The sequence below is a fragment of the Candidatus Kirkpatrickella diaphorinae genome (genome assembly GCF_025736875.1).
In the GTDB taxonomy this organism is placed as follows: domain Bacteria; phylum Pseudomonadota; class Alphaproteobacteria; order Acetobacterales; family Acetobacteraceae; genus Sorlinia; species Sorlinia diaphorinae.
In genome coordinates this window covers 1,467,365-1,481,876 of record NZ_CP107052.1, presented here as the reverse complement: position 1 = coordinate 1,481,876, position 14,512 = coordinate 1,467,365, and the positions used below count along the sequence as shown (strand labels likewise).

Annotated in this window: 10 protein-coding genes; 5 read left to right on the top strand and 5 right to left on the bottom strand. The window is 59.0% G+C overall.

Annotated features, from left to right (window positions below):
- Positions 1-173: 173 nt before the first annotated feature.
- From tsaE to addA, 3 genes are read left to right on the top strand one after another with little or no spacing between them, the layout of a single operon-like run.
- A complete protein-coding gene (gene tsaE / locus N5W20_RS06530; protein ID WP_319806357.1) occupies positions 174-659 on the top strand; it encodes a tRNA (adenosine(37)-N6)-threonylcarbamoyltransferase complex ATPase subunit type 1 TsaE in 486 nt (161 codons plus the stop codon).
- The gene (gene addB / locus N5W20_RS06525) at positions 656-3,685 is read left to right on the top strand and encodes a double-strand break repair protein AddB (protein ID WP_319806356.1); all 3,030 of its coding nucleotides are present in this window, start codon (positions 656-658) and stop codon (positions 3,683-3,685) included. Before tsaE ends, addB begins: the two co-directional genes overlap by 4 nt.
- The gene (gene addA, locus N5W20_RS06520) at positions 3,682-7,287 is read left to right on the top strand and encodes a double-strand break repair helicase AddA (protein WP_319806355.1); all 3,606 of its coding nucleotides are present in this window, start codon (positions 3,682-3,684) and stop codon (positions 7,285-7,287) included. The genes addB and addA overlap by 4 nt, the downstream gene beginning before the upstream one ends.
- A 35-nt stretch (positions 7,288-7,322) precedes the next feature.
- Here addA and N5W20_RS06515 read toward each other — a convergent pair whose 3' ends face one another.
- The gene (locus N5W20_RS06515; RefSeq protein WP_319806354.1) at positions 7,323-7,487 is read right to left on the bottom strand and encodes a hypothetical protein; all 165 of its coding nucleotides are present in this window, start codon (positions 7,485-7,487) and stop codon (positions 7,323-7,325) included.
- Between the two features lie 461 nt (positions 7,488-7,948).
- Here N5W20_RS06515 and trxA point away from each other — a divergent pair, with 461 nt between their 5' ends.
- The gene (trxA, locus tag N5W20_RS06510; protein ID WP_319806353.1) at positions 7,949-8,275 is read left to right on the top strand and encodes a thioredoxin TrxA; all 327 of its coding nucleotides are present in this window, start codon (positions 7,949-7,951) and stop codon (positions 8,273-8,275) included.
- Positions 8,276-8,340: 65 nt separating this feature from the next.
- On the opposite strand, the gene hpnK is transcribed toward trxA, so the two are convergent.
- The 4 genes from hpnK to N5W20_RS06490 form a co-directional block, all read right to left on the bottom strand.
- Complete coding sequence (gene hpnK / locus N5W20_RS06505) at positions 8,341-9,225, bottom strand: hopanoid biosynthesis-associated protein HpnK (protein ID WP_319806352.1); 885 nt, start codon at positions 9,223-9,225, stop codon at positions 8,341-8,343.
- A gap of 6 nt (positions 9,226-9,231) precedes the next feature.
- Entirely contained in the window at positions 9,232-10,659 is a 1,428-nt protein-coding gene (hpnJ, locus tag N5W20_RS06500; protein WP_319806351.1) for a hopanoid biosynthesis associated radical SAM protein HpnJ, read from the bottom strand.
- Positions 10,660-10,782: 123 nt separating this feature from the next.
- Positions 10,783-11,955, bottom strand: a complete 1,173-nt coding sequence (hpnI, locus tag N5W20_RS06495; protein ID WP_319806350.1) for a bacteriohopanetetrol glucosamine biosynthesis glycosyltransferase HpnI — start codon at positions 11,953-11,955, stop codon at positions 10,783-10,785.
- 80 nt (positions 11,956-12,035) lie between these two features.
- Complete coding sequence (locus N5W20_RS06490) at positions 12,036-12,782, bottom strand: ABC transporter substrate-binding protein (protein ID WP_319806349.1); 747 nt, start codon at positions 12,780-12,782, stop codon at positions 12,036-12,038.
- A gap of 487 nt (positions 12,783-13,269) precedes the next feature.
- On the opposite strand from N5W20_RS06490, the gene hpnH reads away from it, so the two are divergent.
- Entirely contained in the window at positions 13,270-14,460 is a 1,191-nt protein-coding gene (gene hpnH / locus N5W20_RS06485) for an adenosyl-hopene transferase HpnH (RefSeq protein ID WP_319807855.1), read from the top strand.
- Positions 14,461-14,512: the final 52 nt, after the last annotated feature.

Genomic DNA, 14,512 nt, shown 5'->3' with positions numbered 1-14,512 from the left:
AATCTATCGCGCCCCGCCGTTGCTTATCAGAAACCGAACGCACCGTCTCGGCTTAAAGCGTCAGGCACCGCGCGTCGGTCCTCTCACCTTGGTGCGGGGTAAGGGTGCGGCTCCGGGCCGTTTCACGGTACAACGCACGCGCATCATCATCTTTTTCATGTTAAGCAAGCAGGATGACAGAACAACCCTTGCGCTACCATGTGGCCAGCATAAAAGAAACAGAAGCCCTCGCACGGAAAGTCGCGCAGGTGACGATGCCGGGTGACGTCATCGCGCTTCATGGCGAAATGGGTGTGGGGAAATCGGTTTTCGCGCGGGCTTTCATCCGCGCCCGGGCGGGTGACGCGAAGCTTGATGTGCCGAGCCCCACTTTCGCGCTGGTTCAGCTTTATAATCTGCCGTCGGGCGATATTGTCCATTATGACCTCTGGCGCCTTGACGCGGTGGATGCCATGCAGGAACTCGGGCTGGACGCGGATGAGGGGGCCATCATGCTGGTGGAATGGCCGGAGAAAGCCGGTCGATATCTGCCGGCCCATGCCCTGCATATTCATTTATCCGAGCCGGATAAGGCGCATGGTGCGAAAGACACGGCGAAAAGCGTCGAGAATGGCCCGCGCGACATCATGATCTCCGGATGGCATGAGCGTCTGGCATGAGTGTGGTCGCGGTCGCGGCTTCTGACAGTTTTTTTGACGTCGTCGCCAGTCAATGGCAACGCATCATGGAAGGGGCGGCGCATCAGGCGGCTGACGGCGTCATCATCGTCCCGAATCGTCGCGCCGCCATGCAGGTCTCGGAAGCTTTCCTGCGGTTATGTGATGGCGAGGCCATGTTGCTGCCGCGGATCGTCCCGTTTTCCGAACTTGAGAAAATCATGGAGTTCACGCTCCGCCCGCAATATGTGTCGGCATCCGGCGCTGACACAGGATTGAGGTCCGCCCTTGACGCGCTTCTGACCCTGCCGCCCGCATGTGATAAAATGCAGCGTCTGGCCGCGTTATCTTCATTGGTTTTAAGGTCAGGCGATGCATTTGCGGTGCGTCCGGGGCTGGATCAGGCATGGAGCCTCGCCCAGGCGCTCGCGGATCTCATGGATGATGCGGAGCGCGCGGAAATTGACCTCGCCGCGCGATTGCCGGAGGCGGATGATGGTGAATTCGCCGCGCACTGGCAGCGCTGCCTTGATTTCCTCGCAATCGTTACGGCGTTCTGGCCGGAATATCTGACGGAGGGGGGCGTCACCAATCCGGTGGCACGCCAAAATCACGTCGTCAAAGTGATGATGGCCGCATGGGAAGCGGCGCAGCCCACTTTGCCGATCTGGGCTGTCGGGTTTACGGATATTGCAAGTTCCGTCGGGATGTTGCTCTCGACGGTCGCCAACCTGCCTGGCGGTTGCGTGGTGCTGCCGGGGCTGGATCAGGAATTGGAGGATGCGCTCTGGGCGGCTCTCCCTGAAAGCCACCCGCAATCCGGCTTAAAGGCGATTTTGGACGCGATGGGGGTGGAGAGAGGGGCTCTTCCCCGCTGGTCACAGGGCTTTCCGTGGGTTGACCCGATCCCGGCAGGCCGGGTTGCCATGTTGCGCGCCGCCCTGACGCCCGCAGCCGGTGTAGCGCAATGGATGCGTGACCCGCAACCCTGTGATCTGACCGGTTTATCGAGCCTGAATTGTGAAGACCCGCAGCAGGAAGCCCGCGCCATTGCCATGATCCTGCGTGCGGCGTTGGAGAAACCGGGCCATCGTGTGGCCCTGATCACGCCAGACCGCCAGATCGCCCGACGTGTTTCCGTCGAGCTGCTGCGCTTCGGCATTGTCGCGGATGATAGTGCGGGTGAAGCGCTTGCTTTGACGCCTTCAGCCGTTTTCATCCGCCTGCTTGCTGAAGCTGTCGCGTCGGAACTCGCGCCCGTCCCGCTCCTGGCGCTGCTGAAACACCCGCTTTCAGCCTGTGGGATGACGCAGGGCGCCTGCCGCGCAAGCGCCCGCAAATTGGAGCGCATGGTCCTCCGCGGTCCCGCCCCGCCACCGGGTTTTGCAGGGCTGCGCCTGCGCTGCCGCGATGAGGGCGATGGGGAAGCCGAATTGGCGGATCGGCCCGATCAACCCGTTGCGCCTGAGGACTTCATCAATCGCCTAGAGAAAATCCTCGATCCGCTTCTGACATGCGGGGATGCGCCGCTCCCGACCTTGCTGACGCGATTGGTCAAGGTCGCGGAGGCTTTGGCCAGCACGCCGGAGACGGAAGGGGCGGACCGTTTATGGTTCGGGGAGGCGGGGCACGCTTTGGCTGAGCATCTTTCCGGCCTCATGCAATTTACCGAACTGCTCGGGGCGCAGGGTTTTGCGACCCTGCCCGCCTTTCTGGCGGCTTCCATGCAGGGGCAATCCGTGATGGGCCAGCATATTCTGCGCGGGCGCGAGGGGGGCGCTTTGCATCCGCGTGTCTATATTCTTGGCCTCATTGAAGCGCGGCTTCAACGATTTGACCTCGCCGTTCTGGCCGGGCTGGAAGAGCAGATCTGGCCCCGCATCGCTGAGCCGAGCCCGTGGTTGAGTCGACCCATGCGCCTCAAAATCGGCCTGCCCGCGCCGGAACATGATATTGGCGCAAGTGCATTCGATTTCGTGTCAGGGATGTGCAGCGCGTCCCATATCGTCCTGTCCCATGTTGCGCGGCGTGAAAATGCACCTTCCGTGCCGTCTCGATGGCTGGTGCGCATGCACGCTTACCTGGAAGGTCGTGGCCAGTCCCTGCCGCAACATCCCGCGCGCGCGTGGCAAATGCAGATCGATCAGCCTGCGGGGCCGACGACGTCCGCCGCGCAACCTGCGCCGCGCCCACCCGTGCCGCTTCGTCCCCGCCGCCTCAGCGTCACGGAAATCGATACGTGGCTGCGTGACCCTTACACCATCTATGCGCGACATATCCTCAAACTGCGCCCCCTTGATGCGATCAACGCCCCGCCGGGGCGGGCCGATATCGGTGTCATTGTGCATGAGGCGCTCGCGGAATGGCTTCAGGGCCACAAGCGGGATGTCGGCCATCTGACGCGCCTGCTGCATGAGAGATTGGCGCGATCACCGATGCGGCCTGCCATGCGGGCCTGGTGGCGCGGCCGCTTCAGCCTGATTGCGACAGAAATCGTGGCGTTTGAGGCGGGACGGGCCTTTCACCCGGCGCAATCCTGGGGGGAAGCCGCAGGCAAGTTGCGTCTGGACGCGCCGCAGGGCGGATTTGATCTGACAGCGCGTGCGGATCGTATTGATCGTGACGGGTTGGGGCAGATCTGCGTGATTGATTATAAGACGGGTCAACCGCCGAAACGTAAGGATGCGGATTTAGGCTGGGCTTCGCAACTCTGGCTGGAAGCGGCGATGATCCTGCGTGGTGCCTTTGACGGCATCACCGCGGAGAGTTTCACCTCGTTGGAATATTGGCGCGTCTCAGGCAATGCGGCGTCAGATCGCGTCGTCATCATTGCCGAAGGGTCGGAGGGCGACATTGCCGAAGAAGCCGAGAATCGCGTGCGGCGGCTTGAAGAGTGGGTGGCGCAATATGACGACCCGGACATGCCTTATATCGCGCAACCTTATCCGGAATATGCGCCGCGTTTTGATGATTACGGCCATCTGGCCCGCGTCAAGGAGTGGCGGATCAGCGCGGAGGCAGATGAATGAACCAGGCATTGCCTGATGGGCCTGACATCAACCTCGACAATATTGCGCCATTGGATGATGCCGTCGCGCGGGCGGAGCGGCTTCAACGCGACGCTTCTGACCCGCGTGCTTCCGTTTTTGTGTCCGCCTCGGCGGGGAGTGGCAAAACCAAATTACTGATCGACCGGTTATTGCGCCTGATGCTGCCATTGGCAGAGTCGGACCCGCGGACTGGCGACATGCTGATCATCCCCGGTATTGACCCTGCGCGGATCCAGAGCCTGACCTACACGAAAGCCGCTGCCGCGGAGATGGCAACGCGCCTTCAATCCGTCCTGGGGCGGTGGGTCACGATGTCTGATGACAAGCTCGATCAGGAATTGCGCAAGCTGGATGTGCCATGTACGGAGGCGACACGTGGCGCGGCGCGCGCTTTATTCGCGCAGGTGCTGGATTGCCCGGGCGGCATGCGGATCGGGACGATCCACGCTTTCTGCCAGTCCCTTTTAAGACGTTTCCCGCTTGAGGCGGCCATCGCGCCGCAATTTCAGTTGATGGAAGATCCCGATACCGCCTCCGCCCTCCATCAGGCGCTGGAAACGGAAGTCCTTGAGGCCGCATCCAGAGATTTGGGAGAGCGTTTCGCGGCGCTGAGCCAGAAGCGGGAATATGATTCCGTTAAAGAGTTCGCCGCAAAATTATATGGCGCGCGCGGGTCTCTACGCGGATTCCGGCACATATTTTCCGCAACGATGGAAGATCTGGAAACGACCTGTCGGCGTCTTCTGACACTTGAACATGATGATCTATCCGCGGCTCTCAAAGCGTGCCTGACGCCGCATGATGAAGCCGGGCTGCGTGACGCTGCGGAGCAGCTCGCCGCGTTTGCAACACCTGCGGCACGCGCGCGACTTGAAGCGATGATGTTGTGGCTGAAAACACCGACAGAGGCGCGGGACGTAGAAGCCTGGCGCAAACTTCTGCTGACGCAAAAGGATACGCCTCTCAAACCCGTCGCTTATGCCAGCAGGAAATATCAGGACTCGCATGCGCATCTGATTACCGTGATTGAAAGCGAAGCGGCGCGATTTATGGCGGCCCTGCGGCAATATCGGCTGCATGAGGTTTATCATTTAAGCATCACCAGCCTCGCACTGATTTTCGGCGCGCTGCGCCGTCTCGATGGTGACAAAGCGCGGCGCGGTCTGGTCGATTATGAAGATCTCATCGCCGCAACCCAGAACCTCCTGCGGGACCCCGGCGCGGCCTGGGTGCTCTTCAGGCTTGATGGGGGGATTGACCATCTTCTGCTTGACGAGGTTCAGGACACGTCGCCTGCGCAATGGGATATTGCCCGCGCCCTGACGGAAGATTTCTTCTCCGGTGCGCCGATGCGGGAAAGCCACGCGCTGCGACCGCGCACGATTTTCGCGGTGGGTGACTTCAAGCAATCTATTTTCAGCTTTCAGGGGGCGAAGCCGCAGGCTTTTCTTGATGCGCGCGCCGATTTCAGTGCGCGCGTGCGTCAGGCGAACCAGAAATGGCGTGCGCCCAGCCTTGACGTGTCGTTTCGTTCCAGCGCGCCGGTCCTGCAACTTGTCGATGCGGTTTTTGCCAACCCCCTGGCGGCGGAGGGGATGGCAGCGTTTCAGGCGGGCGATGAGACCGGCATACCCCGCCATCGCCCGGCGCGGCAGGACCATTGGGGCCGTGTCGAAATCTGGCCGAAACTTCTGCGCGTGGAGAAGGATGACGCGATTGACCCATGGAAGCCAGCCAGGCGCGCCAACCCGTCCCGCCTGACCGCGCAACGTATGGCGGATGCCATTGCCGCGTGGCTGCGGAAACATCTCGGCCAGGCGCCCCGCCCCGGTCAGCCGCCCCTTGCGCCCGGGGATGTGCTGATCCTTGTGCGGCGTCGGTCACCTTTCCTCTGGGCGCTGGTGCGCGCTTTAAAATCCGCCAATATCGATGTGGCGACCCTTATCCGCGCCAGTCTGACCGACCAGCTTGCCGTGCAGGATATGATTGCCCTTGCAGAGGTGCTCCTTCTGCCGCAGGACGATCTGAAACTCGCCACTGTGCTGACATCGCCGCTGGGTGATCTCTCTGATGAGTCGCTTATGGCATTGGCGGCCGGACGGGGGGCGCGGCCGCTGATCGTGACATTGCAGGCGCGCCATCATGAGCGGCCCGCATGGGCATCCGCCTGGAAGATGATTTCCGGCTTGCAGGCGCGTCTCGATTTTGCGGCGCCTTATGACATTCTCGCCGATGCGCTGGGGCGTTATGGCGGGCGCGCCCGTTTCCTCAAGCGTTTGGGGGTCGAGGCCCGCGACGCGCTGGATGACCTCATGACGATGGCGCTGCAATATGATGCGGGGCATGCGCCCTCCATGCAGGGTTTCCTCGCCTGGTTGCAGGAAAGTGACGGCGCGGTGAAACGTGATGCAGAGGCTGAGAGCAGCGCGGTGCGCATCATGACGGTCCATGCCTCCAAAGGATTACAATCCCGCCTCGTCATTTTGCCGGACACGGCACCGCAGGGCGGGGGGCAGGAGAGCTACATCACTGTAAAAGATGGTGCGGCCGATGTGCCTTTCATGACGGTACGCGGCGCCAGCCACGCCCCCGCCCTCGCCGCAGCGAAGGAGGAGCGCGTCAAAGCTGTGCGGGAGGAGAGTCATCGCCTGCTTTACGTTGCGCTGACCCGCGCAAAGGACTGGCTCGTCATATGCGGATGGGAGCCGGGCAAAAAAGGCCATGAGGCCGATGACTGGTATGGGCTTTGCGCCGAGGGATTTGCGCAATTACCAACGCGTGAGGAAGATTTCACGCGAGGCTGGGCGGGGCAGACCCTTATTCACGAAATTCTGCCGCCGCCAAAAATCAATGTCGACTTCGTCGGCGCATCCAATGAGGGCAGTGCGGCGGGCGTAAAGTCAGACGCAAATGCCAGTCCGACACCTTTACCCGCCATTTTCGGGCAGGCTCCTTTATGGCGGCCCCAGCCGCCACGGGATGAACCGCGCATTGTGCGCCCTCTGGCACCGAGCCGACCTGAGGGAAATGTTTTTGGCCCGACCCCGCCTTCACGTTCGCCTCTGGACATGACATCACCGGGGCCGCGCGCGCAGGCGCTGCGCCGTGGACTCATCATGCACCGTCTATTGCAGTTTCTGCCGGATTTACCGGAGGCGGAGAGGCGCGCGCGCGCGCTGAGATGGTTGGGTCAGACTGGTTTCAGCCTAGATGAGGCGACAAGATCGCGTCTCGCGGATGACGTGCTGGGCGTCATTGACCACCCGATGTTGAAGCCCCTTTTTGGGCCATATTCCAGGGCGGAGCAGACGATTACAGGGCTTGTCGGAGAGAGTGTGATTGTCGGGCAGGTGGATCGATACGCTTTCACGGAAGGGCGACTTTATATCTGTGATTTCAAGACCAATCAGAAGCCCCCGCAGCGTCTCGACGCTGTGCCCGAAACTTACCGCCGGCAAATGGCCGCTTATGCAGCAATATTGCGACAGATTTACGAACCTCAGGAAATCGTGGCCTCCCTCGTCTGGACGGAAGGGGCGCGCGTGACGTTTTTACCGCCTGAAATGCTTCATTTTGAGTGACGGTCCCTGCCGCCTTTACCTTGTTTGGGAAGGACTTAAAGGCGGGAAGGGGGGCGACGGCTGGTCGTTTTGACGGCCCACCATAGAAGTGCCGGGATAATGAGGAAATTGCCCAGAACGACAATCATCATCACGCCGAGACTATGCGTCAGAATAATCGGGATGAGCGAAAAAATCGGGAAAAAGAGGAGAAGGAGCATGACAGCCCGACCCTTGGTGCTTTCGGGCAGCCACATAATGAATCGTTCAATCGGAAACCAGTCGCGCAAAGCCGTCATCCCGGAGCATAATGTCGGTCGTCACGCACCCCAAGAGCCTGTCTTTTTCGAGACAGAAGATTCACAGGCGTGCGGCCCGCATTTAAGAGAAGCTAAGAATGTCATAAGAGTTTTACATGTAAATGTCCAATATCCCGCCCGCCATGGCGGTTGGAGAGGCGATGAGGCGGGTCAATCTTGAGCAAGCCTGACCATTTTTAGAGACCCGTTGAAACGCTGAAGGTGATCTGATTTTGATCATCTTCAATGCAGAATGCCGCGATCCTGGGCGTTACGTTCCATAGTGAATGGGGCCCTGGCCCTGCGCGGGCTTGAACTCCGTTACCGGATTACCCATAGTCGAGGCATCGATATTTTTTGGAAGTAACTTTGGAGACGCCGTCATGAGTGCCCATACCCGATCTGTTGACGATAAAAAATTTGAATCTGACGTGTTAAAGGCGGAAGGGCCGGTTCTCGTGGATTTCTGGGCTGAATGGTGCGGGCCATGCAAAATGATCGCCCCGGCACTGGAGGAAATCGCGTCGGAATATGGTGGGAAACTTACCGTCGCCAAGCTCAATATCGACGATAACCCTGAGGCGCCAACACGTTTCGGCGTGCGCAGCATTCCGACACTGATCCTTTTCAATAAAGGTGAAATTGTCGGTCAGAAGACGGGTGCGCTGCCCAAGAGCCAACTTAAAGCCTGGGTCGATTCACTCCTCTGAATCCGTTTCCTGAATAATGATGGACGGTGACGACGCAGGATCTGTTTTTGTGCCGTTTGCCGTTGTCACGCGCGCATCATGGCCTGCTGTATGGCGGCGTGACCGCTCCATGTCGTCAAGTTGATCCGATTGGTCCGGACGGCATCTCGAAATGCCGGGGCAAGCAGGGCATCAAGCTCTGCCTCATGCAGATAATCCGGCATGGTTGAGGAAATCAGCGTATTTTTGCCCGTCGCGGGATGGAAGTAAATCTCGGAAAGTCCCGGCGGGAGATGTGGCATGAGTGCCGCCACGCGCGATGGCGTCATGGCGCCGCTCCAGGCAAGGCCGAAGCACCAGTCATTCGATGTCATGCCTGCGCGGTGGATCTGCCAGCGCAAGAGGCGACACCATCGACGCATGGCCTTCGCGCCGAAGCCATCGTGATGCGGTGTAACAGCATTAATGGGGGAAGCAGGCTCAATCGGTAAGCGAATGTGGCGCAACCCGTATTCCGCCCCGATCCGAATCATCAAGCGGCCGATTGTGGGGTGGAGGTGCATGTGCTTATGCGCATTGGCATGGTCCAACCGTAAGCCGGACGCGGTAAAAGCCCGAAACTGGGCGCGGATTTCCCGACGCAATTCCCGCCTTGCTGCGGGGTGGAAGAAATAGCGCACACCGAGGGCCGCCTGCCGACCATGAAATGCGGCGCGTCCTTCCCCCGTCTCTTCCGCAATGTGGGAGATATCCTGATAGGGGCTCAGCGCATCGCCTTCGACGAGGACGCAATGCAACCCGACCTGCAAGTCAGGCAGGCGGCGCGCCCGTTTGATGGCGTCAGACGCAGCAGGCCCCGCGACCATCAGGCTGGCGGTTGAAAGCAGGCCCTCCCGATGGGCACGTTCAACCGCCTCATTGACCTCCTCGCTCAGCCCGAAATCATCGGCTGAGACAATGAGTTTACGCATAAAGCGTTACGCCGCCCGGTTACGGTCCCGCAGAAACTGGAAGAATTCCAGACCTTCCCGCAGGCGACGCTTCATCATTTGCGGGCTGCGCACCATCTCATTGACGATTGAGGCGATTTTCGGCGCGCGGAAATAGAACTTCCGGTAAAATTCCTCGACAGAGTTGAAGATTTCTGTGTGCGAAAGATGCGGATATTCCAGCGGCGCGATCTGCACGCCATTTTCGTCAATAAGCTCAGCCTCGGACTCATTAAACCAGCCATTCTCCGTCGCCTGCTTATGCAGGAACGTGCCGGGATAAGGTGCGGCGAGGGACACTTGCAAAGTGTGCGGGTTAATGTCCTTGGCGAAATTGATCGTCTCGCGGATGGTCTCTTTTGTTTCACCCGGCAGGCCGACAATAAACGTGCCATGCACTTTGATGCCCAGTTTATGGCAGTTTTTCGTGAACTCACGGGCGGTTTCGACGCGCATACCCTTCTTGATGTTGTGCAGGATCTGCTGATTGCCGCTTTCATACCCGACGAGGAGAAGACGCAGACCATTCTCCTTCATGACTTTCAGCGTCTCATAGGGGACGTTGGCTTTGGCATTGCAAGACCATGTAACGCCGAGTTTGCCCATCTCCCGCGCGATGGCTTCCGCCCGCGGCAGGTCATCCGTAAATGTGTCGTCATCAAACATGAATTCCCGAACCTGCGGGAAATATTGTTTGGCCAGGCGAATCTCCGCCGCCACATGCTCCGGGCTGCGCGTGCGGTAACGATGCCCGCCCACTGTCTGCGGCCAGAGGCAGAATGTGCAGCGTGATTTGCAGCCGCGCCCCGTATAGATCGAAATATAGGGGTGCATGAGGTAACCGATGAAGTAATCCTCAATGCGCAGGTCACGTTTATAGACTTCCGTCACAAAGGGCAGGCTGTCCATGTCCTCAATCATGGCGCGATCACGATTTGCGGTGATGACACCGTTTTTATCGCGCCAGGTGATGCCATCCACATCCTTGAAATCGCGCCCTTCCGCGATTTCCTTGATTGTAAAATCAAATTCGTTGCGCGCCACGAAGTCGATCGGCGTGCCTTTGGCCATGCTCTCATCCGGCTGGACAGCGACTTTCGCCCCGACCATGCCGATTTTGAGATTTGGGTTAACGTCCTTGAGCATCTGCGCAACCCGCACGTCGGATGCGAAAGACGGCGTCGAGGTGTGCATCACGACAAGGTCGCGGTTTTTCACATCTTCGAGGATGGGCTCAATACCCATGCGCGCGGGCGGCGCATCAATGAGGCGCGAATTTTCAACCATCGCCGCGGGTTGCGCAAGCCAAGTCGGGAACCAGAAGGACCGAATCTCCCTTTTTGCCTGGTAGCGGGAGCCAGCACCTCCGTCAAACCCGTCAAATGATGGTGGTTGAAGAAAAAGCGTGCGCATCATGCGACAGCCAACCTCTCAAAGTCACAAAGTTGCGGTGGAGTTTTAAGCGGACCCGCCAGAAAACCGTCTAGAACCGTTCATCTAAGCATGCAGGGCGTCCGAGACAAGTCTCTTTACCCGCGATCAGCCTTTTGGCCGCGCTGATGTTGCACGAACATGACGGCGTATATGCAGGTGCTTCCCGCGCCAGGCCACACGTCTGCCGCGGAGGCTACATAGCATGATCAGCGCTGAAAACCAGTCCCGCAATGGTAAGGTGGCGCACAGGCGCCAGTCAGGTCGGCCCAAGGCCCGGTTGATGGCGTGGGCGGCCAGCGCCCGGATCAGCCAGCTTATGAAGAAGAATAAGACCGCGCCCCCGGCCAGGCCGCTTGTCACGACGCACAGCATCGCCCAGAAAAGGGATAACTGTGTTGAAGAGAGGGCATAACCTAAGGGTTCAAGGTTTTTGATGGTCCGGCCCCAGCGCAGTTCATGATGGAAAAGCGCGGCCCAACCTGACTCCGCGACGGTCGTTTCCGTCAGGCAGGGGGCGAGGGCGACATGCAGGCCCGCATCCTGCACTTTATGACCCAGCACGGCGTCATCGGCGACATGCCGGACGAGCGCTTCAAGCCCGCCAACCTGCGCCAGCGTGTCGCGATGCAGGGCCATCGTCGCGCCTAGGCAGTCCTCCCGCCCCAATTGGCGCGATAGCAGGACGCCGGGCATGAAAAACTGGTTGATCTGCGCCGCGCCAAAACGGCGTACATATGTTGGTGACGCAGGCAGACCGGCATAAAGCGTGGTGACGAGGCCAGTGCCTTTGACCTGGAGGCGTTGCACAAGGGCGCGCAGATAATCACAACCCGCATGAATGTCCGAATCGGCCATGACGATCACATCGTGTCGCGCGGCCGGATACATGTTGATCAGATTGCTGACTTTATGATTGACCCCATGGGCGGCGGGATTGATCACAAGATCGATCTCAATGGCGGGAAACCGCGCCTGAAGCCTGTGCACGATGGAAATGGCGCTGTCATCATGCCCGTGCACACCAAACACGATCTGGTAATGCGGGTAATCCTGCACGCAGAATGACGCCAGGGCCGTTTCCAACATGGGTTCATCACCATGTAACGGCTTGAGGATTGTCACCCCGGGCAGGTCTGCCATCGGGCTTTCGGCCCGGGTCAGATTGCGGCTCCCGACGATAAAGCGGCGCGTCAATATGGCGCCCATCGTGGCCTGAAGCGTGCCCACGCCCGATATGGCCGCGCACGCCCAGGCGAGGCTTTGCATAATCATGACCATTGACGTTGAGCCCTGCGCTCACGCAGCACGATATTATTGTCGGAAGGGAACATCATTGAAAAGAATCGTGAAATGATAGCTCAGTTTCCGAGAAAGGTCTTAGTCTTACGGTCAAGAAGCGTTTTCAACCCTTCCGCGCCGCCACTTGCAAGACCTGCTGAAAAATCTGCCCTCTGTGCCGCGACCTGGCTGATATGTCCGTTGAGAAGCACATCCGTGATGCGATATCCATGGGGAAGATTCTGCACGACGTAATCAATTTCCGTCCTGTTATCAGGCCCGGCAATCGTTGAACGGATGATTTTGCCATCTCCGTAGGACGTCGCGGCACTTTGCGGCTTGATGGAGAAATTGGTTTTCTCACCCTTGCCAAAGCTCGACACATAGCGTGCGACCGTGAAACGGCGGAACGAGTCGAGAAGACTTTGCTGATCCTGCGCACTGAGATTGGCAAAGCGCATCCCGACAGAATTCCGCAGAATTGTGGGGAGGTCAAAAGCCGCATCGATAACGGGGGTCATGATTTTGACACGTTGCGCGGCGCTCAAGTCAGTATTTGCCTCCAGCTTGCGCAGGCCCGCATACAGGGCTTCAACAGGTTGAGCGACCGCGTTGGGCGCGGCAACTTCCGAACGGGCGGGCGTTTGCGCCTTTGCGACATTCAGGCTTGTTGACACCGCCATAATGGCGGCGGCGCTCAGGACGACATGACGAAACCGCACGCGCGCCGACACGCCGGGACGAACGTCTTTACCATGTGCCGTGCTCAGATTTCGCACCGTCCCCTGTCGGACAAGGGAAGATGGGAAAAGCGCATATTTCAGCATGTCGTGTCCTCTACTTAGCACGCCATCGGCCCAAATTCTCACCTGTGGCGCGGACTGGCCAAAAATTGTTACAGGACGCCCCTGCCAGAATGGCGGGCCACGTCCCTGATCGCGCATGCGTAACGCGTCGGGGTCGAAACTGCAATCAATCATTATCAAACTCAGGCGTAACATGAGAAAGCAGAAACCGCTTTACAATCCCGGCCATCATGCCGAGACTGTCGCCATCGAGATCGCGACATGCGACTGTCACCCTAAAACCACAATCGCAACCGACCGAAAAAGGGGACGTTGAGGGACGGGTGGACCACGTTATATAGTGCAGGGTTAAATGCCAGCAGCAACGGCCTGCCATCCCGGCGGGACAAGACGCGGCGTCAAAGTGACGGCATATGTTGCAGGCGAGACATTATTTAAGAGCACCGGGGCGACGCGGCGAACCCTGACAGCGGAGATGCAGAGTCGCGGTGCAGGAGTAGAAAGTTTCATGGCCGTTCCGATAATGCAAGCTGTCCGAGTCGGGCATTATGTTGTGAAGCAGCATTTGCTGGGGCGTAAGCGCTACCCGCTCGTCCTGATGCTGGAACCGCTATTTCGGTGCAATCTGGCCTGTGCAGGGTGTGGTAAGATCGATTACCCGGCGCAGATCCTCAATCAGCGCATGAGCGTGCAGGAATGTCTTGATGCCGATGCGGAAGCCGATGCACCCGTCATCGCGATTGCGGGCGGTGAACCCCTTTTGCATAAGGAAATGCCGCAGATCGTCAAAGGGCTGATTGGCCGCAAAAAATACGTTTATCTGTGCACCAACGCGCTTCTGCTTGAGAAAAAGCTCGACGATTATACGCCGTCACCTTTCTTCTCCTTCGATGTGCATCTTGATGGTGACGCCAACATGCATGATGCCTCCGTCTGCCAGGATGGCGTCTATGAGCGCGCCGTGGCCGCCATTCGCAACGCGAAGGCACGGGGCTTCCGCGTATCGATCAATTGCACGCTGTTTGATGGCGCGGACCCGAAACGTGTGGCCAGCTTCTTTGATGAAGTCATGGCCATGGGTGTGGATGGCATTATGACGGCCCCCGGTTACGCCTATGAGCGTGCGCCCGATCAGGAGCATTTCCTGAATCGGCAGAAGACCAAACAGCTTTTCCGGGATATCTTCCGTCTTGGTAAGGGCAAGAAATGGCGCTTTACGCAATCGCCTCTCTTCCTCAACTTCCTGGCCGGCAATGAGACATACCATTGCACGCCTTGGGGCAAGCCGCTGCGGACGGTGTTTGGCTGGCAGCGCCCCTGCTATCTACTGGGTGAAGGCTATGCCAAAACCTACCAGGAATTGATGGATGACACAGCCTGGGAAAAATACGGCACGGGCGCTTATGAGAAATGTGCGGATTGCATGGTGCATTCCGGCTACGAGTCGACCGCTGTCATGGATGCGGTGCGGCGCCCATGGCACATCATGAAGGTTGCGCTTTTCGGACCTGAAACTGAAAAGCCCATGGCGCCGGAGATCTCCCTCAAAAACCAGCGCCCGGCCGAATATCGGTATGAGGAGCAGGTCCACGCGCAGGTTCAGAATATCGAGGCGCAAAAGCCCGCACGTGCACCGCGCGTCCGCTTCCATCGTGCTGAGACGGCACCGGCTGAAGAAAAATCAGCGGCAACTGCCTGAAAGCAACGCGGAACCGCGTGATGCAGCCGATGCGATTTGTCAGAAGTGGTCA